17 protein-coding genes and 1 riboswitch are annotated in these 18592 nt (G+C 65.3%); of the genes, 7 read left to right on the forward strand and 10 right to left on the reverse strand.

The window, feature by feature from the left end:
* The first annotated feature begins 2 nt into the window (after positions 1 to 2).
* The 4 genes from K5R33_RS17280 (at position 3) to hemP (ending at position 2706) form a co-directional block, all read left to right on the forward strand.
* Positions 3 to 713, forward strand: coding sequence for an RraA family protein (locus tag K5R33_RS17280; RefSeq protein WP_220750337.1), 711 nt, complete (start codon positions 3 to 5; stop codon positions 711 to 713).
* Positions 714 to 765: 52 nt separating this feature from the next.
* A riboswitch (TPP riboswitch) is annotated at positions 766 to 860 on the forward strand.
* Between the two features lie 396 nt (positions 861 to 1256).
* The gene (thiD, locus tag K5R33_RS17285; RefSeq protein ID WP_220750338.1) at positions 1257 to 2057 is read left to right on the forward strand and encodes a bifunctional hydroxymethylpyrimidine kinase/phosphomethylpyrimidine kinase; all 801 of its coding nucleotides are present in this window, start codon (positions 1257 to 1259) and stop codon (positions 2055 to 2057) included.
* Positions 2058 to 2383: 326 nt separating this feature from the next.
* Complete coding sequence (locus tag K5R33_RS17290; RefSeq protein ID WP_220750339.1) at positions 2384 to 2548, forward strand: hypothetical protein; 165 nt, start codon at positions 2384 to 2386, stop codon at positions 2546 to 2548.
* Entirely contained in the window at positions 2545 to 2706 is a 162-nt protein-coding gene (gene hemP / locus K5R33_RS17295; RefSeq protein WP_220750340.1) for a hemin uptake protein HemP, read from the forward strand. The genes K5R33_RS17290 and hemP overlap by 4 nt, the downstream gene beginning before the upstream one ends.
* Positions 2707 to 2725: 19 nt before the next feature.
* Here the strand turns inward: hemP and K5R33_RS17300 are convergent, their stop codons facing one another.
* The 5 genes from K5R33_RS17300 to K5R33_RS17320 form a co-directional block, all read right to left on the reverse strand.
* Entirely contained in the window at positions 2726 to 3358 is a 633-nt protein-coding gene (locus tag K5R33_RS17300; RefSeq protein WP_220750341.1) for a ferric reductase-like transmembrane domain-containing protein, read from the reverse strand.
* A complete protein-coding gene (locus tag K5R33_RS17305; RefSeq protein ID WP_220750342.1) occupies positions 3330 to 3830 on the reverse strand; it encodes a twin-arginine translocation pathway signal in 501 nt (166 codons plus the stop codon). The genes K5R33_RS17300 and K5R33_RS17305 overlap by 29 nt, the downstream gene beginning before the upstream one ends.
* Positions 3831 to 4408: 578 nt before the next feature.
* Positions 4409 to 5152 carry an HAD family hydrolase gene (locus K5R33_RS17310; protein WP_220750343.1) on the reverse strand — a complete coding sequence of 248 codons (744 nt, stop codon included), beginning with the start codon at positions 5150 to 5152 and terminating at the stop codon, positions 4409 to 4411.
* Between the two features lie 96 nt (positions 5153 to 5248).
* The gene (locus tag K5R33_RS17315; RefSeq protein ID WP_220750411.1) at positions 5249 to 8380 is read right to left on the reverse strand and encodes an efflux RND transporter permease subunit; all 3132 of its coding nucleotides are present in this window, start codon (positions 8378 to 8380) and stop codon (positions 5249 to 5251) included.
* Between the two features lie 2 nt (positions 8381 to 8382).
* Positions 8383 to 9447 (reverse strand): efflux RND transporter periplasmic adaptor subunit, encoded by a 1065-nt coding sequence (locus tag K5R33_RS17320; RefSeq protein ID WP_220750344.1) that lies wholly within the window; start codon positions 9445 to 9447, stop codon positions 8383 to 8385.
* A gap of 83 nt (positions 9448 to 9530) precedes the next feature.
* On the opposite strand from K5R33_RS17320, the gene K5R33_RS17325 reads away from it, so the two are divergent.
* Complete coding sequence (locus K5R33_RS17325) at positions 9531 to 10160, forward strand: TetR/AcrR family transcriptional regulator (protein WP_220750345.1); 630 nt, start codon at positions 9531 to 9533, stop codon at positions 10158 to 10160.
* Here the strand turns inward: K5R33_RS17325 and K5R33_RS17330 are convergent.
* Positions 10157 to 10777 (reverse strand): TetR/AcrR family transcriptional regulator, encoded by a 621-nt coding sequence (locus K5R33_RS17330; protein WP_220750346.1) that lies wholly within the window; start codon positions 10775 to 10777, stop codon positions 10157 to 10159. The genes K5R33_RS17325 and K5R33_RS17330 overlap by 4 nt on opposite strands.
* 88 nt (positions 10778 to 10865) lie before the next feature.
* Here K5R33_RS17330 and K5R33_RS17335 point away from each other — a divergent pair, with 88 nt between their 5' ends.
* The gene (locus K5R33_RS17335; protein WP_220750347.1) at positions 10866 to 12023 is read left to right on the forward strand and encodes an efflux RND transporter periplasmic adaptor subunit; all 1158 of its coding nucleotides are present in this window, start codon (positions 10866 to 10868) and stop codon (positions 12021 to 12023) included.
* The gene (locus K5R33_RS17340) at positions 12011 to 15157 is read left to right on the forward strand and encodes an efflux RND transporter permease subunit (RefSeq protein WP_220750348.1); all 3147 of its coding nucleotides are present in this window, start codon (positions 12011 to 12013) and stop codon (positions 15155 to 15157) included. Before K5R33_RS17335 ends, K5R33_RS17340 begins: the two co-directional genes overlap by 13 nt.
* Positions 15158 to 15159: 2 nt before the next feature.
* Here the strand turns inward: K5R33_RS17340 and K5R33_RS17345 are convergent, their stop codons facing one another.
* The 4 genes from K5R33_RS17345 to hypC form a co-directional block, all read right to left on the reverse strand.
* A complete protein-coding gene (locus K5R33_RS17345; RefSeq protein ID WP_220750349.1) occupies positions 15160 to 16044 on the reverse strand; it encodes an MBL fold metallo-hydrolase in 885 nt (294 codons plus the stop codon).
* 79 nt (positions 16045 to 16123) lie between these two features.
* A complete protein-coding gene (gene hypE, locus K5R33_RS17350) occupies positions 16124 to 17161 on the reverse strand; it encodes a hydrogenase expression/formation protein HypE (protein WP_220750350.1) in 1038 nt (345 codons plus the stop codon).
* The gene (hypD, locus tag K5R33_RS17355) at positions 17158 to 18303 is read right to left on the reverse strand and encodes a hydrogenase formation protein HypD (RefSeq protein ID WP_220750351.1); all 1146 of its coding nucleotides are present in this window, start codon (positions 18301 to 18303) and stop codon (positions 17158 to 17160) included. Before hypD ends, hypE begins: the two co-directional genes overlap by 4 nt.
* A complete protein-coding gene (gene hypC, locus K5R33_RS17360) occupies positions 18300 to 18590 on the reverse strand; it encodes a HypC/HybG/HupF family hydrogenase formation chaperone (RefSeq protein WP_220750352.1) in 291 nt (96 codons plus the stop codon). The genes hypD and hypC overlap by 4 nt, the downstream gene beginning before the upstream one ends.
* Positions 18591 to 18592: the final 2 nt, after the last annotated feature.

The raw sequence follows: 18592 nt of genomic DNA on the forward strand, positions 1-18592 counted from the left end.
CAATGGCACGCAGACACATCCCAGACGGCCTTTTGCAGCGGTTGCAGCAGGTGGACACACCAACGGTCTGCAACGCCATCGAAGTGGTTCAGGGCCGCCGCGGCTTCAACCGGTTCACGCGGGGCACGATGGTCCATTGTCGGCCCGGGATGCCTGCGATGGTTGGGCGCGCGCGCACCGCGCGGATCGCGGGCGTGGCGCCGCCCACTGACCCGCCCGAGGATGTGCGCGCCCGCCGCCTGCAATACTTCCGCGCGATGGCCCGTGGTCCCGGTCCGACCGTCGCTGTGGTTGAGGATCTGGATTATCCCAATTGTATCGCTGGATGGTGGGGGGAGGTCCATGTGGCGGTCCACAAAGGCCTCGGGCTCGCGGGTGCGCTGACCAATGGCGTCATGCGCGATCTGGATGTCATAGACGACGGTTTTCCGATCCTCGCAGGGTCCATTGGTCCGAGCCATGGCTACGTCCATGTGGTCGATCTCTGCACCGAAGTGTCCGTCAAAGGGCTGCGCGTGGCCGAAGACGACCTTGTTCACGCGGACCGCCATGGGGCCGTGGTGATCCCCGAGGACGTGATCGGTGACTTGGCGGCTGCCATCGAGACCGTATTTGCAAACGAAGCAACTATCCTGGGACCCGCCCGCGCGCCTGGGTTTTCGATTGAGGTGCTGGAGGCCGCCTGGGCGGAGTTCGAACGCAAACGAACATGAGCGCCATGGCGGTCCCGGATTGACCCGCCCCCGGTGCCATGGCACGTGACAATCAACGCGACAGGGGCGCCCGACACCGTCGGCTGAGAAGCACCCTTCGAACCTGAACCGGATAATGCCGGCGGAGGGAGGCGCAGCCGCAAGGGACACCCCCGATTTTGCCGCTGACGTGCGCCCTTCCGGCTCAATGGAGGCGCCTGTGACGGGCAAGGATGGATGTCAGCAAGCGGCGACTGTCGCGCGCCTGATGACTGGCCCAACAGCCTTGGGCAGGGCGTGTCGGACGGGCGGTCTTTGGCGTCTTGTCTGCGTGCCATTGGGGGGCCCCGTTGAGGGACGAGCTAAGGACCGCGATGCGGTTGCGGGTAGGTTTGGCCGCTTTGCGCCTCCTTTGTCGGGCGTCGACGGTGTACGCTATGCGACCCCGTCGGTCACAGAGCCTAAGGGTCGGTTCGGTACCCGGGTAAGTGTCTCCACGTTCTCCTTTGGCCAGGGTCACAAGACTGCGGCCCTCCAACGCTTTACACATATCGAGAGGTCAACATGATCCCTAACATCCTTTCCATCGCCGGATCCGACAGCTCTGGCGGCGCGGGTATTCAAGCCGACATCAAGGCGATTTCGGCCAATGGCGGGTTTGCCATGACGGTCGTGACCGCAATCACAGCCCAGAACACCCAAGGGGTGACCGCCGTCTCACCAGTCCCGCTGGATGTGATCGCGGCCCAAATCGACGCGGTGCGGGCCGATGTGGATATCCACGCCGTAAAGATTGGGATGCTGGGCGGCGCGGAGGTGATCCGCACCGTGGCCGAGGGTCTGCAGGGTCTGGACGCGCCCATCGTTCTGGACCCGGTGATGGTCGCAAAGAGCGGCGACCGCCTCCTGGCCGCGGATGCAGTGGCGACGTTGGCCGATACGCTGCTGCCGCGCGCGACCGTTGCAACGCCGAACCTGCCAGAGGCAGCCGACCTGTTGGGCGTGGAGGAGGCCCAAGATCGGGAGGACATGCGGACCCAGGCGGAGCGGCTCCGCGCCCTCGGCCTGTCTGCGGTTCTGATGAAGGGGGGGCACCTGATGGGGGAGCGGAGCCCGGATTTGCTGCTTCAAGACAGCGGTGAGACCTGGATAGATGCGGCCCGTGTCCCCACGCGCAACACCCATGGGACGGGGTGTACCTTGTCTTCGGCTTTGGCAACGCAGCTTGGGGCGGGGCGGACCCTGCCGGAGGCGGTGAGCGCCGCAAAATCCTACATCACCGGGGCAATCGCGGCAGCGGATCGTTTGTCCGTCGGGTCGGGGCACGGCCCCGTTCACCATTTCCACGGCCTCTGGACGTCCTGATCCGAAACGAAGGAGACCCCGCGGAACGGGGGAATCGGCGGTGGACCGCCGATGGTCCTCCGTTCGCCAGTCAGGCCTGCCAGTGGCAGTTGAGGTGCTGTTGGCTCACCCGGAGACGGCGCGCCTCTGCTCTGGCGTGCGATGCGCATGGTCCTCGGGGTGAGACCAAGCCGGGCGATAGCGGTTTTCCGACGCCTGTTCGGCCCGCTCCGTGACTGCCCTTGTTTTATCCGATGAAATTTGTCAGGTTTAAGGAGTCGCAGCCAGTCCCACCTCTCGCGGATCAGCCGGATTGTCGTTTTGCCATTGGACCGGAGGACCTCACCATGGGTTCAGATCAGATTAGGACAGCCGATTTGCGGGACGTGCCTGTCGCCATTCCTGCGGAGGTCAGGCGCGGAGCCTTGCTGCAGCTTCTGTTTCAGTCCTTCCCGTCGGTGGAGGCGCGCGTCGATGCGGCTTTTGCGCCCCATGGTCGGAGGTCCCTATGACCGTCCTCCAATCCTCCGACAGCTGGCAATCCCCGTCGGAGCCGTCCTATCGCGTCGAGGATCTCTTGCGGGACAGTCCAACGGCCCGGATCATCCTAGACGAGCAGGTCTACATTCTGCGGAAGACACGCGCTGGTAAGTTGATCCTGACCAAGTGAGGGACGATTTGGTCGCCCCCTAGCGGCCCCGTCTCCACCCGATCCGGCTGTGATAGAGGGCATGGCCCAAGGCCAAGAGTGCGGCACCTGACAGGGCGACCTTGGACCAGGTGCCCATTGTGCCGACGATGAGCATGGCATGGATGACAGTGGTTGTGACAGCCACCGTGGTCGCGGCCAGATGGACCCGTCGCCATACCCTCGGAGGCATCCGGTCTCTGACCAAGGCCCCTGTCCCCGCCAAGCCCAAGGCCCAGAGCGCGATAACACCCCAGACCGAGAAGGGTGTCGGCGACCTAAGTGTCAGCGCGTCAATCACATCGGGCGGGCTGGTCAGCCAAAGGCCACCGATATGCAGCGCCACAGTTAGCAGCAGCAGCGCGCCGCCCCAGCGGTGCCACCGTCGCCCGTGTAGACCGTCAAGACCCGGCAATACCCCGCGCGCCAGAAGTGGTTGGACGGTCATGAGAGCCAAGCCAAAGACGCCAGACAGCCCAGCGGCAATGTAGATCGAATCGCGCCACGCCAGCAGCGGGCTGGTCGCCGCCACCGCCATTGGCCAAATCAGGACGATGGCGACCGTGCCCCAGATCAGCAGGTTTCGGATCACGGCAGGTTGGCGCTCAGACGGGCGCGAGGACGAAATCCACATGCAACGTCTTGTCGTCCACGCGCGCCATGACCGGGCGTAGGAAAACGGTGGCAAAGGCCCCGTCATCATATTCGGCATCATAGGCGAGATGCCCGTGGGGCTGGCCGAAGGCTGGCACGATCTGCGGCATGTCCATCTGGAACGTCCCGTCCTCGCGGGACAGGGTGGCTCCGTGGCTGGCCGCGTCCCGTTCATGCCCTTCAGTCGTATGGGCCCAAACCTGTATCCTGCGGCCCGGCAGCGGGGTTCCGTCCCCGGCACGGCGCACCGTTCCTGTCATCAAGAACCCTCCGCCGCCGATACGGTCCACCAGGGGTGCGCCCGGGCGATAATTGTTGGCGCCCCCTCGCATGGTCGGTGTGGGGGCAAGACCCTCCGCACGCGCGGGGGTCATCAGTCCAACCGCCGCAAGCCCGGCAAGTGCGCCAGCGCGCGCGACAACAGCACGTCGAGTGGGTCGGATCAGCGGCATGGCTCGGGCTCCTTCGGCTGAGGTAGGGGCGGTGGTTTCTCGGTAGATATGGAGAGACAGGCTACGTTCAAACATCAGCACGGTTTCGTGACTGGCGTTGCCTGCCCTCGTGGGGTGTTTCGCGCCAAGTGAGTGTCATTGCATCGGCGTGACGCCGGAATAGGCGTGCTAGAGAGAGCGCGCGGAGACCACTGTCGGAGGATCAGTCGGTCCCGCGCGCAACGGGGATACTGCTGCGCTGTACGGCCACCATTGATCGTTTCCATTAGATCAGGCCATGGCCGACGGTTCCGTCATACGACACACTTGGCATTAGCAGCAGCGGCGCGTGCTTTGCATCATATCGCGTTGCCGCCTCGGTCCGGATCGACTGGATGAGGGCGGGACGCTACTGCCAGGGCTTGGCTTTGCCAGGTGACGACCCTGACGAACAGGTCCCATGTCTAGGCATTGGTAGATACCTGCCTAGGCGACCTGTTCGCCGAATGGGGTCCCGTCAAATCAAAGCGCCACCAAGGGCCGCACAACTGCCAGGGCACGTCCCACCCTGTCGACCGGCCGAAACGCCAGCGCCACACTCACTGCGCCGCGGGAACGTATCGTCCGGCCAACGCCTTGGGAAGCTGCCCAGCCAGGGCCGGTCCGCCGGGACGATGGCGCAGGTCCCAAGCAACACAGGTCGCCAGGTCTTCGCGCAGGGTCGTGGACGCGGTCGCATCCGCAGACGACAAGTCCTCGGCGATCTTCACTTGGCCAGGCACCGCAAATGTGAAGAGACCGGCTGACCGGGCCGCCGCGATCCCGTCCGCAGTGGTTTCATAGGCAAACGCTTGGTCCGCCGTCGTCCCGATTGCGTCCAAGGCCACATCATAGAGATCCGGCGCTGGCTTGGCCGGGGCGCCGCAGTCCGCGCAGATCACCGCGTCAAATACCGTCGAAGCCCTGGACCCGAAAAGTGCGGCGAGGACCCGCAGCACGGTCTGGCGTTCCGCGCCGGACACGAAGGCGGGACGCAGCCGTTGCCGTCGGGCATCCAGCAAGCTGGCTTCCAGACCGGGCCGCAGGCTCAATTCCGCACTGTCGATGGCCTCCCGGAAGTGGTGCTCCAACCTGTCGGCCAGTTGCGCAATATCGGCGCCCAGTTGCGCCACGAGGACAGTGGGGCCCCCATAGCGCCCGTGCTCCTTGAGGATGGCTTGGTATTGATCCTGGCTCCAAAATAGATCCAGGCCCGCTTCGGCAAAGGTGTTGTTGAAGGCGTGACGCTCCAACGTGGTCAAATCCGTCAAAGCCCCCAATGATCCCAAAAGAACAGCTTTCATCACAAATCCCTCCTGATGTTATTTACGCGTTGCGGCCCGTTCCGTTGAAGATGGGGCGTGCCATGGCCGCTCGCCAGATGTGCGCGGCCCTCGGCATCATTCCGCCGCCACCCGCAGCGGTGGTTGGTCTGGGCCGGTCTGAGAGTCCTTTGGTTCGGCGTCTTTGGGTCCGGCGTCGCGCCCAGCCTGTTCTGCCCGTCGCTCCGCCCGCAAATAGGTGTGGTACAATACTGGCACGCCCAGCAGCGTCAGGACCGTTGCGAAGGCCAAACCGCCCATGATCGTCACCGCCATGGCCGCGAAAAAGCTATCGCCCAGCAAGGGGACCATCCCGAGGATCGTCGTCGCCGCCGCCAGGACCACCGGTCTGAGACGGGAGGTCGAGGCTTCGATCACCGCCTTGGACTGTGGCAGGCCATCCGCCTTTTGCGCGTCGATCTCTTCCACAAGGACAATGGCGTTCTTGATAAGCATCCCGGACAGGGACAGCAGCCCGAGCAAGGCGGTGAAGCTGAAGGGAAGGCCGGTCACGGTCAATCCGATCGCGACCCCGTTCACCGCCATGGGCACGATGGTCCAGATCACCGCCGTTTGCCGCAGTTTCCCGAACAGCAGGATGGTAATCAGCAGCATGATCCCAAAGCTCAGCGGCATTTGCTTGCCCAAGCTGGCCTGAGCCTCGCCCGCGCTCTCGAACTCACCGCCCCAGGCCAGGGAGTAGCCCTGCGGCAGGTCGATGGCCTCAATGAGCGGGCGGACCGTGCCAAAGACCTGTGGCGGGGTCAGGCCGTCGATCACATTGGCCTGCACCGTGATCGTCGGCACGCGGTTGCGGCGTTCGATCAACGTGTCCCGGGACAGCACCTCAAAGCCGTCGATGGCTTGGGCCAGGGGCACATAGGTTTGGGCAGCGGGGGACCAGACCGGCTGGTCCAGCAGGACGCCTTCTGCCCCGTCGCCTGCCTGGTCCGCGCGGACGATGATGTCGATCTGACGCTCCCGCTCGCGGTAGGTGCCAGCCGGAACGCCGTCGGTGACCAGGGCAATGGCCGTTGCGACGTCTGCGCGTTGGATCCCGGCGGCCAGGGCTCGGTCCTCGGCGTAGATGGGGCGCGTCACGACCTCCCGTTGGTGCCAATCCGTCGTTTCGGTGTGCAACTCCGGCACGTCCCGCAAGATCGCCTGGGCCTGCTGGGCCAGGTCACGCAGAACGTTGGCGTCCGGTCCAGAAAAGCGCGCCTCGATATCCGCAGGCACGGGCGGGCCATAGATGATGCGCTTGGTCGTCACCTGTGACTGGGGCAGGGCGCGCGCCGCGAATAGGTCCAGATCCGCCCGCAGGGCCGGGATCGCCTCGATGCTGGCGGCGCGGATGACCAACTCACCATAGGACGGCTCCGGCGCTTCGGGCTCATAGGTCAGGATGAAGCGCGTCAGGCCACGCCCCACGCTTGTCGTGACGGCCTCCACATCGTCGCGCGCCAAGAGCCAGTCTTCGAGGACGGTCATTTGCTCTGCCGTGGCGTCGATGGCCGTGCCTTGGGCCGCCTTCAGCTCCAGATAGAACAGCGGCGTTGTGGCGGGCGGAAAGAACTGCTGTTTGACCCCGCCCATGAGCCCGACGCAGGCCACGGTCGTCCCGATAAGGGCCACGATGACCAACCACCGGACGCGCAGCGCCCCGCGAACCAGCCAGCGATAGGCCCCAAAGAGACGACCACCGTAAGCATCTTCGCCCTCGGCCAAGCCGCCGCGTTGAAAGATGTAGGACGCGAGCAGGGGCGTGACGGTGACCGCAAACAGCCATGACAGCATCAGCGACAGCCCGATGACCGCAAAGAGCGAAAACAGAAACTCGCCGGAGGCATCGGGGCTGAGCCCAATCCCCGCGAAGGCCATGATCCCGATCACTGTGGCGCCAAACAGGGGAATGCCCGTCCGGCCCACGGCCTCCTCTGCGGCGTCGGAGGCCGTGTCGCCACGCCGCATCCTCTGCTGCATGGCTTCCGCGACCACGATGGCGTTGTCCACGAGCATACCCATCGCGATGATCAGCGCGCCGAGGGAAATCCGCTCCACCTTGATGTCAAAGAGGTACATGGCAAAGAAGGTGGCCGTGACCGTCAGCAGTAGAGACAGCCCCACGACCGCCGCGGCCCGAAGGCCCATAAACAGGGCCAGAACAGCGATCACGACGGCGACCGACAGACCGAGCGAGGTCAGAAACCCTGTCGACGCCTCATCGACGACGCGGTGTTGTTGGTAAACAGGCTCCACTGTGACGCCGACGGGCAGCCGCTCCATCGCGTCGGCCAGTTTGGCCTCGATGCGGTCGCCAACGGTCACGATGTTGAGCGATTGCAACCCCGCGACGCCCAGGGTGAACGCTTCGACACCATTGTGGCGGATAATGTGCGATGGATCGTCGACCCGCTGTCGGGACACCTCTGCCAGGTCCCTTAGATTGACGATCCCACTGTCGATCCCAAACGGAATCGCTGCGATGTCGCTTAAGCTGTCGTCGGCGATGGGGGGCGCAATCCGCTGCTGACGGTCCGAGACGGTCGCCGTGCCGGTGGGCACCACATCGGTTGCGGTGGCAATGGCGTTCAAGATGCTGTCGGGCGCAATGCCCGCTTGGGCCAAAACGCGGTTGTCCAAATCCACGAAGATAGCCTCTTCGGGCAGGCCCAGGATCTCTGCGTTGGCCACACCGTTTACGGCCAGAACCTCGCGCCGAAGAAAGGTTGCGATTTCGTGGATATCGGCATCGGAGTACCCCGGCGCTGACACCGCGTAGTAGAGGCCGTAGACATCGCCAAAGTCATCATTCACCGATGGTGGCAAGGCGCCCGCTGGCAGCCGTCCGCTGGCGTTCTGCACCCGGTCGCGCAGATCGTCCCAGACTTGGGGCAAATCTCCGCCATCGTAGCGGTCCTTGGCCTCCACCTCGATCACCGACAGACCAGGCGCATTGCGCGAGGTGATCTTTTTGACCTCGTCCATCTGCTGGATTTCCGTCTCCAGCACTTCGGAGACTTCGGTAGCCACCTCCGCCGCCGTGGCCCCGGGATAAGGCGTGATGACGAGGGCCGATTTCAGTGTAAACGTCGGATCTTCGAGTTTGCCCACGGCCATATAGCCAAAGGCCCCACCAAACAGCGCGAACAGGATCAGGAGCCATCCGTACAGGGGTCGCGTCACGGACAGGCGGGCCAGGGTTTTCATCATCACCGTTCCTCCACCACGAGACCGTCATAAGCGCGCACGCGCTCGCCCTCTTCCAGGAGGTGCCCACCGGCGGCGATGATGCGCGCATCCTCGGGCAGGCCCGCGACAGCCAGTGTGACCCCATCGGGTGAGCTGACCTGGACCTGGGCCGCGCGGGCCACGCCGGTGCCATCGCCTTCGGGGGCGAAGATCATCACCTCAAATCCCCGGTCCGACCGGCCCAGAATTGCTGAGGCGGGTAGGATCTGGCCCGCCTCCCGAACCGGCATTCTGGCGGTCACTTCCATCGTTGCGCCGGGCAGCAGACCGGCGGCCCTGTCCTGCGGCACCTGCAGCGCGAGGCGGAAGGACTGCCCGACCTGTCCCGTCTGCGCCTCGAAATCCCGCAGCGTCAAAGGCACATCCGAGCCGTCGGGCAGGGTTCCGGTAAAGGTCAGCGCCTCGACACCGCCAGCCCGTAACAGGACCCGTTCGGGGAGGTCGATCTCCACCCGGATCTCACTCAGATCATGGAGGGCCGCGATGGGCTGGCCCTGTTCGACATTGGTAAAGACGGCGGCCAGACGTTCCGCCACAAGCCCATCGAACGGCGCGTAAAGGGTGGCATCTGCCAGGGCCTTCCGCGCGTCGCGCAGGGCCACATCGGCCAGGTCCCGCGCGGTCCGCGCGTCTTCGGCCCGGACGTCCGCGGCGACGTTACGTTCGGCCAAGACCGCCAGCCGGTCGGCATCGCGCGTGGCCTGGGCCAGGGTCAGCTCCGCCCGTTCCACGGCGCGTTCCAGCGGCTCTGGGTCCAGACGCGCGATCACGTCGCCTTGGGACAGACGCGCGCCCTCGGCCACGTCCAACGCCACCATGCGCCCGCCGATTTCAAAGGATAGACGGGCAGTTTCCCGTGCGGCGATGCGCCCAAAGAAGACACGGTCCCGCGTCTCCGCCGCCCCCAAGGGTTCGACCAAGCGAACGGACCTGAGCGGCGCCGGGTCGCCCGACGGCAAAAGATCCTGCGACGCGATCGGACTGGCGGACAGGGCGAGAAGGAGGCTGGACAAGACAATGCGCACGGGGGACCTCTTGACGGAGACGGATGTTAGACAGACATACCAACCGAACGGTCGGTGGGTTAGAGCGCGATATGGGGTGGCAGATGTCTGAGTCAAATGCCGAGACGGCAGAAAAGTTCGACGGCAGGCGGCAAGAGATTGCCCAAATCGCCTTGGCCGTCTTTCTGAATAAAGGGTACGCCGGGGCCTCCATGGCGCAGGTCGCGCGCGAGGCGGGGATCCATAAGTCCTCGCTCTACCATCACTTTTCTTCGAAAGAAGCGATGTTCCTGGCCGCCCTGACCAGCGATACGGCAACCCTTTTGGAAACGGTCGATCGCCTTGCCGCAGCCGAGGGGCCTGGGGCCGATGCGCGCTTTCTGGAGGCGCTTGGCGTCTATTTTGACGTCATGCGCGGCTCATCAATCGGTGCGTTGTCCACGGTGATCGCCGAAACCGCGCGCCAGGTCCCCGAGGTCTCGGTGGGGTTCCACACCGGGTTTATCGCGCGGTTTCGTCGGACGGCTCAGGTTCTGTATGGCGAGGCCGTCGCGCAAGGCAGCCGAAGACCTTTGCGCGAAGGGACCATCGAGCGGATCATCTTTGGCCCGTTGCTTGCGGATGCCATGGAGGACCTGATGATGGACGGTGTGCCCGCCGAAGACGTGGAAACCTTCGCAACCCGCGACAAGGCGACGTTTATTGCAATGATTGATGAACTGACTGCGGCCTAGCCCGCCGCACGCGGGCCCAGGATCGACCGGCCCACCATATCCAACAGCCGATCTTCGGGCACTGGCATTTCCAGGGTTTCCAGCTTGCTGTCGATGACAAGGAAGCTGTGGCCATGGACAAAGGTCCAAAGCGCATAGGACTTCAGCCCCGCCTCCGGCGTCTCCGGCGCTAGGCCCAAGTGTTCCGCCACAGCGCGCCGCACGACACCCAGCGAGGCCTGCCCCTTCCGCAGCAGGTCTTCGTCCTGGCCATGGCCTTCGGTCAGGCCGAACATGGTGCGAAAGACACCGGGCTCATGGCGGGCGAAATCGATATAGGCCTGCCCGATCGCGCTGACCCGCGCGATGGTATCGTCGGGGTAGGCATCGGATGCGGCTTGCATGGCGCCCTGCAGCCGATCCATCGCCAGATCCACCACGCCGCGCAGAATATCGGTCCGATCCGCAAAGTGGCGGTAGGGCGCCGCTGTGCTCACGCCCGCCAGACGGCAGGCCTCTGAAATGGAGAATCCATCGGGGCCGCTGATCTCAATCAATTGGCGCACGGCTTCCAGCAACTGCCCGCGCAGGTCCCCGTGATGATATTTCTTTTTACTTTCTATCAGGGGTTTAGGCATGTTTTCCCGCTGAGGTCCTCTGGTTCTGTTTGACTGTGTTAGAGTCTCTTACATATGTAAGCAACACTAACTTAGAAAGGGGCGGCCCATGGCGCAGTCACGACCATCACTCCCGCGACGGATGTTGTCCGCAGCGCTGCGGACCTTCGTTACGTTGATTGTGGTGGCCGTGGCGGTTGCCGCGGGCATCGTTGGATATGGCGCGCTGGCAACGCGGGCCGCCGCGGTGGATGAGCCTGCGGTGCTGCCGCCGACCTCGGTTCGCGTAGCCTCCCTCACCGTGCAGGACACCTACCTGGTGACGCGTGAGGTGTCCGGTCAGGTGGAGGCGCCGCAGCAGGTGGCCCTGGCCCTGGAATTGGGGGGCACCTTAGCTGAGGTCGCCGTGCGCGAGGGGGATACCCTGGCCGCAGGGGACGTGGTCGCCCGGGCTGACATTCGGGCGTTGACCGCTGAACGTGCCCGCATCCAGGCCGGTGGCGACGCCATCCGAGCGGAGTTGGACCTGGCCCAACGGACCAACGCGCGCCAAACGGAATTGCGGAGCAGGGGGTTCGCCACGGACCAGCGGGTTGATGATACGTCGTTGACCGTTGCCCGACTGGAGGCGCGCCTGGCCGAAGTTGAGGCCGGGCTGGAGGCCATCGACGTCTCCCTCTCCAAGGCGGAGGTCCGCGCGCCGTTCGCGGGAACGGTGGGCGCGCGTCTCATGGACGTGGGCGCCGTGGCCGGGCCTGGCGCACCGATTGTTACCCTCTTGGAAGCGGGCGCCCAAAGGTTTCGCGTCGGGCTGCCGCCCGATTTGGCGGCCAACGTGTCCCTGGGCGATGAGGCCGAAATCTCCGTTGCGGGCCATACGATTTCGGGTCGTTTGACGCGGTTGAGCCCGGACTTGGACCCCGCCACCCGCAGCCGGACCGCGCTGTTTGAAGTGACTTCATCCGATGTGACGCTGGCGGCTGGCGCCACGGGGCAGATCGCCGTGACCCAAACTCTGGCGGGGCAGGGCGCCTGGGTGCCCCTGTCGGCGCTGCGGCCGGGTCCAGGTGGGAGTTGGACGCTGCTGACGGTTGAAGATGCGCGCGTTACTGTCGAGGCGGCGACGGTTCTGCATCTCAGCGGAGATCGGGCCTACATCCGAGGCACTTTTGCGGATGGGACCGACTACATTCCGGACGGGGGCCACCGCGTCGTTCCCGGCCAAACCGTGGCCCCGCAGTCGGAGGTGATCGCATGGGCGCGCTGACATTCCGCCAGCCCCGCTTGGTGGCGCTGGCTCTGATGGTCATCTTGGCGGCGGGCCTGTCGTCCCTGCTGGCCATCGGTCGGCAAGAGGATCCAACCATCACCAACCTTTTTGCGACGGTCACGACGGCCTATCCAGGGGCGGAGCCGGCACGGGTCGAAAGCCTGGTCACCGCCGAAATCGAAGACGCCCTGCGCGAAGTAGCGGAGGTCGATACCGTCGAAAGCGTCTCCTCGACCGGCATCTCCATTGTTCAGGTCGAGTTGTTGGAGACCTTAGCCGACGACCGCATCGAACAAGTCTGGTCGGAGTTGCGCGATGCCCTCTCCGATGTGGCCGCAACACTGCCCAGCGGTGTGCAAGAGCCAGAGTTGAACACCGACGGCGCGGGCGCCTACGCCGCTATTGTGGCCTTGACGGCGGATCGTCCCTCCGTGCCGATGGCCCTGACCGCCCGTTGGGCCGATGCCTTGGCCGATGACCTGCGCAGCGTGCCTGGCACCAAACTGGTCGAGACATTCGGGACGCCCGAAGAAGAGGTGCTGATCACCTTGGACGCGGCGCGCGCCGCTGGCTTGGGCCTGACCGCCGATGCGGTGTCTTCTGCCGTGCGGACGGCTGATGCAAAGGTGCGGGCCGGTCGGGTGACAGGCGCGGGCGATGACTTCGTCTTGGAAGTGACGGGTGAAATCGACAGCCTCGATCGGCTGCGCGGCATCGTGCTGCGCGATGGCGCCGACGGCCGCACACTGCGCCTGGGCGATGTGGCCCAGGTAACACGTGGGCCGCGCTTGCCCCTGGCAGAGGCCGCGCTCCACGACGGCAAGCCCGCGATCCTGGTGGCGGCCAAGCTCGAAGACGGCTTGCAGGTCGATCTCTGGGCCGCCGATATCCGCGCCCAAGTCGCCGACTTCCAGGCCACCCGGCCCGGTGGGATCGGCGTGACGCTGGTGTTCGATCAATCGACCTATACGGCGGATCGCTTGGCCGAGGTCGGTGGCAACATGGCCCTCGGTATAGGTTTGGTGGTCGTTGTGCTGTTGGTCACCCTGGGTCTGCGCGCCGCGTTAATCGTCGCGTTAATCCTGCCGGTGGTCAGCCTGGCAACGCTGGCCACGATGAATGCCATTGGCTTGCCGATCCATCAGATGTCGGTCACGGGTCTGATCGTGGCGTTGGGTTTGTTGGTCGATGCTGGCATCGTCATGACGGATGAGGTGGGGCGCCGCCTGCGCGACGGACAGGCCCGGGCCGAGGCCGTTGGACAGGCTGTCCGTCGCCTGACCATGCCGCTCTTTGCCTCGACCGCCACGACAGCGCTGTCGTTTGTGCCGATGATCTTGCTGCCAGGGCCCGCCGGGGATTTCGTGGGATCTATCGCCTTGGCCGTGGTGATCATGCTGCTGTGGTCCTTTGTGGTGGCCGTCACAATCACCCCGGCCGTCGCGGGGTGGATCTTGCCCGAGGGCAGCACCCGGGGCTGGTTGGCCCAGGGGATACCCGCCGGACCCCTCGGTCGTTTGTTCCATTGGAGCCTGCGGCTGTCTGCCCGCAATCCCATCCGCTCCATCGCTTTGGCGCTCGTATTGCCGGTTCTGGGGTTTGCCTCCATGCCGCTGCTCACGGCGCAGTTCTTTCCAGGGGTGGACCGAGACCAGTTCCATATCGAAGTGGACCTGCCCCCGGGCACGGGCATCGACAGGACCCAGGCCGTTGTGGACCGCCTGGACGACCGTCTGCGCGGGACCGACGGGATTGCCTCGGTCACCTGGACGCTGGGACGGTCGGCGCCTGCGTTTTACTACAACATCACCGGCGGGCGCGATCAGGCGCCGCGCTACGCGCAGGCTCTGATCCGCACGGATGGGCCCGCCGTGACCGAAGCAATCCTGCCTGATCTGCAACGAACGCTGCCCACAGTGGCGCCCGAGGCGCAGGTCCTTGTGCGTGGGTTGGTCCAAGGGCCGCCGGTCAACGCCCCGGTGGAATTGCGTCTGGTTGGCGATGACTTGGCTGACTTGACAGAACAGGGAGAGATTCTGCGTCGCATCGCGTCGGATGCACCCGCTGTGACGATGGCCCGGGCCTCGATCACGCCCGGGGCCGCGAAACTCTCCGTTGACTTGGATGAGGCCCGGGCGCGGCTGGTGGGCTTGGACCCGGGTGCCGTGGCCCTCCAGTTGGAGGCAGCACTTGTGGGTGTGACGGGCGGCTCCCTTCTGGAAGGGACCGAGGATTTGCCCGTCCGCGTCCGCTTGGGCGATGCTCTCCGCGCCGATCCGGCTGCGATCCGTGATATGTCCATCCTGCCTCCCGGCGCTCCGGCGCGGGCGGCGACGGGGGCATTTCCCGGGATTCCGCTGTCCTCCCTGGCGGAGGTTGAGTTGATCCCGGGGCAGGGCGAGATCACGCGGCGCAACGCGGAACGGGTGAACACGGTCCAGGTGTTCCTGATCCGGGGTGTTCTGCCGGAAGAGGGCCTCGCCGCGATCCGAGAGCGTATCGACGCGGCTGGCTTTGAGCTGCCCCAAGGTATGCGGCTAGAGATCGGTGGGGACGCCGATGCCAGATCGTCGACCTTGAACAACTTGCTGGCGTCCTTGGGGCTGATCGTGACCCTGTCTATCGCCGTGGTGGTGCTGACCTTCTCCAGTTTCCGTTTGGCGTCGGTCGCGCTCGTGGTGGCGGGGCTGTCGGCTGGGTTGTCGATGTTGGCTTTGGCGGTTTTCGGCTATCCGTTCGGGATCAATGCGATCATCGGTCTGATCGGGTCCATCGGGGTCAGCATCAACGCCGCGCTCATCATCATGACGGCGCTGCAAGAGGATCCCAAGGCGCGCCTAGGCGATGCCGCGGCCATGGCACAGGTGGTGATGAACTCCGCCCGGCACATCGTCTCGACGACGATCACGACCTTCGGGGGGTTCTTGCCGCTGATCCTGGCCGGGGGCGGCTTCTGGCCACCTTTCGCCATGGCCGTTGCCGGGGGTGTTCTGCTGTCGACGGTGGTCAGCTTTTACTTCACGCCGCCGGCCTACAAGCTGGCCTATGGGCGGTGGCAAAAGGCGCCGACGCCTAAGCCGCAAGCCCAGGGCACCGCGCAGGCCCCGCTTCAACTGGTGGCTGCGGAGTAGGGCTACAGGCCGTTGACGGGCACCTTCATCATAGGGTGCCCGTCGTCGTCGCGGGGCACCTCACCGGCGCGCATGTTGACCTGAAGCGAGGGAATGATCAGCGCGGGGACCTTCAACTGCGCGTCCCGTTCCGTGCGAAAGGCGATGAAGTCGTCACGCGTTTTGCCGCCGCCCACATGGATGTTGGCGCGCCGCTGCTCGGCCACGCTCGTCTCCCACGCGATGGCGCGCCCGCCTGGGCCATAGTCGTGGCACATGAACAGCCGCAGATCATCGGGCAGGGTCAGGATCCGCTGGATGGAGTCATAGAGTTGCCCTGCGTCCCCACCGGGAAAATCACACCGGGCAGAGCCGCCATCGGGCATGAAGAGCGTATCGCCCACAAAGGCCGCGTCGCCCATGACATGGACCATGCACGCAGGCGTATGGCCCGGCGTGTGCAGGGCCAGCGCCTGCATCCCCCCGACAGAGTAGGTGTCGCCATCTTGGAAAAGGGCGTCGAACTGGCTGCCGTCGCGTTGGAACTCTGTGCCCTCGTTGAAGACCTTGCCGAAGGTCTCTTGTACCTCGGTGATGCCCGCGCCGATCCCGATCTTGCCGCCGAGCGCGTCTTGCAGGTACGGCGCCGCAGACAGGTGGTCGGCGTGCACATGGGTTTCGATGATCCACTCCAGCGAGAGGCCCTGTTCGCGGATATGGGCGATTAGGCGGTCCGCCCCGCCATAGGTGATGCGCCCGGCGGCGTAGTCGATGTCGAGAACCGGATCGATGATCGCGCAGGCCGTGCTGCCCGGATCGCGGACCACATAGCTTATGGTGTTCGTGGCCTCGTCGAAGAACCCACTGACCTCGGGTGTCACGTCCATCTGGATGGGCAGATCGGGCATCATCTCTCCTCCGGCTGGCTGTTTTGCCAGAGGCTAGCGCAGGTGCGGCCAATATCGAAGCAAAAGCCGTACCCGCCGGTCAGCAGATGCGCGGCAATTGGTCCCCGATCAACATGTCTACGATGCGAGTGCCGCCAAAGGCGGTGCGCATGGTCACGGGCACTGGCCCCTTGGCCTGGGCACGGCCAACGATCACCGCGTCGCGGCCTGCCTCGGTCCCGCGCATGGCGGCCAGCGCGGCCTCGGCCTGATCCTCGGGGACAAAGACCACAAGGGCGCCTTCGTTCGCCAGGTAAAGCGGATCCAGGCCCAGGATTTCGCACATGCCCTTCACTTCGGGGTGCAGGGGCAGGGCCGTTTCGTCCAATTCGACCGTGACGCCCGCCGCTTCGGCCATCTCATTGAGGGCCGAGGCCAGCCCGCCGCGGGTCGCATCCCGCGCGGCGCGTGTGTCCGGGGCGGCTGTGATCACGGCCTCCATCAGGTGACCCAGGCCCTGGCAATCGCTTTCGATGGCGGTGGTCAGCGCCAGATCGCCCCGTGCGGCCAGGATCGCCGCGCCGTGGTTGCCCAACACGCCATTGACGATGGCCACGTCGCCGGGCTGGATCGCCTCGGCGCGCAGGTCCCGGCCCGGCGGGATCACGCCAACGCCGCTGGTCGTGATGAACACCGTGTCAGCTGCGCCGCGCCCGACAACCTTGGTGTCGCCGGTGACGATGCTGACGCCTGCCGCCGCCGCCTCTGCCGCCATGGAGGCCACGATCCGCCGCAGCAGCGCCACCTCGCACCCCTCTTCGATGATGAAGGAGGCCGACAGCCACAGGGGCCGCGCGCCCCCCACCGCCAAGTCATTGACCGTGCCGCAAACGGCAATCTTGCCGATGTCACCACCCGGGAATTCGACCGGAGAGACCACGAAGCTATCGGTCGTCATCGCCAGTTGTGCGCCCGGTTCTGTCAGGGCGGGATGGGACAGGCGGGCCTGATCCTCCATGCCCGGCGGCGCGAAGACCGAAGTGAAGACATCCTCGATCAGGTCGCGCATGGCTTTGCCGCCGCCGCCATGGGACAGGGTCACGCGCTGGTCGCGCAAGGTCCGGGGTTGGGCGGTCATTCCGCCGCCTCCAGGGCGCGCACACCGCCGTATTGCCAGTAGGCGGCGCAGGCGCCCTCGGAGGAGACCATCAGTGCGCCGAGCGGCATCTCAGGGGTGCAGCCCTTGCCGAACTGTGCGCAGGCGGTGGGTTTCATTCGACCGGTCATGACGGCCCCGCAGGCGCAGCCCTCCGGCTCTGGCGTAGCTGCCCGCACCTCGGCCCCATAGCCGACACCGAACTTCGCCTCCGCGTCCCAGGCGCGAAAGGCGTCGCGCATGCGCAGGCCGCTGGCGTCGATCTCGCCCAACCCGCGCCATTCGAACGACGGGCGCGGTTCATAGACAGCGTCCACGGCGGCAATGCTGATAGGGTTGCCATGTTCGGGCACGACCCGCGCATATTGGTTTTCCACCTCGGCCCGGCCTTCGGCGATCTGGGTCAGCACCATCAGGACGGAATGGAGCAGGTCCAGCGGCTCGAACCCGGCGACCACGATGGGCTTGCCGAACTCCTCGGCGATGAAGTCATAGGGGTGCGTGCCGATGACCATCGACACATGGCCCGGTCCGACGAACCCATCGAGCATCATGTGGGGGTCATTCAACAGGGCGCGCAGCGGCGCGGGCACCGTGATATGGTTGCAGAAAATGCTGAAGTTCATCACCCCGTCCCGCGCGGCCTGTTGCACGGACATAGCGGTAGAGGGCGTCGTCGTCTCAAACCCCAGGCCGAAGAAGACGATTTCTCGGTCGGGATTTCGGCGCGCCAGTTCCAGGGCATCGAGCGGGGAATAGACCATGCGGATGTCCGCCCCGTCGGCCTTGGCTTGCAGCAGTGACTTGCGCGTGCCCGGCACCCGCATGGCATCCCCGAAGGTGCAAAAGATCACTTCGGGGCGTTCGGCAAGCTCGACGCATTCGTCGACCCGCGCCATGGGCAACACACAGACCGGGCAGCCGGGGCCGTGGATGAACTCGATCCCCGGATGGACCATCTTGTCGAGGCCGTAGCGAAAGATCGCGTGGGTGTGCCCGCCGCAGATCTCCATGATGCGGACTGGGGCCTCTGGCGTGGCGCCAATGCGGTCAGCCACGGCGGTGATGGCGGCCAAGACACCCCGGGCGGCGACCGGGTCGCGGAATTCTTCGACGTATTTCATTGGACCCCCTCCAAAGCGCGCTGCCCTTCGGCCATGGCCTCCAGGGTTTCCTGTGCTTCCCCCAGGCCGCGCAGCGCCTCTAGGGTGGCGGCGGCCTCATCGGCGTCGATCACGGCCATGGCAAAGCCCACGTGGATCAATACCCATTGACCCAAGAGGTCCTCTAACGGGCCTGTCGCGACGGGCGTTAATGACACCTCTCGGCGCACGCCCGAGACATCGGCCATAGCCATCTGTCGGTCCGCATCCGTGATCTCGACGATCTGTCCAGGGATCCCCAAACACATGG

Source organism: Jannaschia pagri (assembly GCF_019655435.1).
Classification (GTDB): domain Bacteria; phylum Pseudomonadota; class Alphaproteobacteria; order Rhodobacterales; family Rhodobacteraceae; genus Jannaschia; species Jannaschia pagri.

Excerpts from the sequence above, each read along its gene's own strand:
- K5R33_RS17280 (WP_220750337.1), top strand. The coding sequence starts at position 3 with ATGGCACGCAGACACATCCCAGACGGCCTTTTGCAGCGGTTGCAGCAG.
- thiD (WP_220750338.1), top strand. The coding sequence starts at position 1,257 with ATGATCCCTAACATCCTTTCCATCGCCGGATCCGACAGCTCTGGCGGC.
- K5R33_RS17290 (WP_220750339.1), top strand. The coding sequence starts at position 2,384 with ATGGGTTCAGATCAGATTAGGACAGCCGATTTGCGGGACGTGCCTGTC.
- hemP (WP_220750340.1), top strand. The coding sequence starts at position 2,545 with ATGACCGTCCTCCAATCCTCCGACAGCTGGCAATCCCCGTCGGAGCCG.
- K5R33_RS17300 (WP_220750341.1), bottom strand. The coding sequence starts at position 3,358 with ATGTGGATTTCGTCCTCGCGCCCGTCTGAGCGCCAACCTGCCGTGATC.
- K5R33_RS17305 (WP_220750342.1), bottom strand. The coding sequence starts at position 3,830 with ATGCCGCTGATCCGACCCACTCGACGTGCTGTTGTCGCGCGCGCTGGC.
- K5R33_RS17310 (WP_220750343.1), bottom strand. The coding sequence starts at position 5,152 with ATGAAAGCTGTTCTTTTGGGATCATTGGGGGCTTTGACGGATTTGACC.
- K5R33_RS17315 (WP_220750411.1), bottom strand. The coding sequence starts at position 8,380 with ATGAAAACCCTGGCCCGCCTGTCCGTGACGCGACCCCTGTACGGATGG.
- K5R33_RS17325 (WP_220750345.1), top strand. The coding sequence starts at position 9,531 with ATGTCTGAGTCAAATGCCGAGACGGCAGAAAAGTTCGACGGCAGGCGG.
- K5R33_RS17330 (WP_220750346.1), bottom strand. The coding sequence starts at position 10,777 with ATGCCTAAACCCCTGATAGAAAGTAAAAAGAAATATCATCACGGGGAC.
- K5R33_RS17335 (WP_220750347.1), top strand. The coding sequence starts at position 10,866 with ATGGCGCAGTCACGACCATCACTCCCGCGACGGATGTTGTCCGCAGCG.
- K5R33_RS17340 (WP_220750348.1), top strand. The coding sequence starts at position 12,011 with ATGGGCGCGCTGACATTCCGCCAGCCCCGCTTGGTGGCGCTGGCTCTG.
- K5R33_RS17345 (WP_220750349.1), bottom strand. The coding sequence starts at position 16,044 with ATGCCCGATCTGCCCATCCAGATGGACGTGACACCCGAGGTCAGTGGG.
- hypE (WP_220750350.1), bottom strand. The coding sequence starts at position 17,161 with ATGACCGCCCAACCCCGGACCTTGCGCGACCAGCGCGTGACCCTGTCC.
- hypD (WP_220750351.1), bottom strand. The coding sequence starts at position 18,303 with ATGAAATACGTCGAAGAATTCCGCGACCCGGTCGCCGCCCGGGGTGTC.
- hypC (WP_220750352.1), bottom strand. The coding sequence starts at position 18,590 with ATGTGTTTGGGGATCCCTGGACAGATCGTCGAGATCACGGATGCGGAC.